This is a genomic window from Planomonospora algeriensis (genome assembly GCF_977012225.1).
The window spans coordinates 1-490 of record NZ_CDRNDK010001086.1 but is presented as its reverse complement, the minus strand read 5'-3'; the positions used below and the strand labels follow the sequence as shown (position 1 = coordinate 490).

Sequence of the window (490 nt, the reverse complement as noted above, 5' to 3'; positions counted from 1 at the left end):
CGTGAGGTGCCCAGCAAATTCCGGACAGTTGGCTACATAAGCTGACAGAAATCCGGAAGAGGTAGGTACGTGACGAGGCGTCGCAGGCAGCAGTTCTCGCCCGAGTTCAAGGAAGAAGCCGTCCGCATGGTGCTGGAGGGCGAGCGGACGGTCGCGTCGGTGGCACGCGAGTTCGGGATCAACGCCAGCACCCTGGGCAGCTGGGTGCACCGGCACCGGATCGTGCACGGCCAGGACGAGCAGCCGCTGTCCGGGCCGGAGCGGGCCCGGATCCGCGAACTGGAGCGGGAGAACGCCGAGCTGCGAGAGAAGCTGACGTTCTTGAAAAAAGCAGCCGCCTTCTTCGCGGCCGAGAGTCGATGACGCTCGCCAAGTACGAGCTGATCGATGCGGAGAAGGCCCACCATAAGATCGCCAAGATGTGCGCCTGGCTGGGGGTGTCCCGCTCGGGCTACTACGAGTGGCGTCAGCGGCCGGCCTCGGCCACCGC

Annotated in this window: 1 protein-coding gene; it reads left to right on the top strand. The window is 65.5% G+C overall.

Annotation, left to right across the window (positions count from 1 at the left end; all coding sequences use genetic code 11):
• Window positions 1–69: 69 nt before the first annotated feature.
• Entirely contained in the window at window positions 70–363 is a 294-nt protein-coding gene (locus tag ACWJ6R_RS37930) for a transposase (RefSeq protein ID WP_084009112.1), read from the top strand.
• Window positions 364–490: the final 127 nt, after the last annotated feature.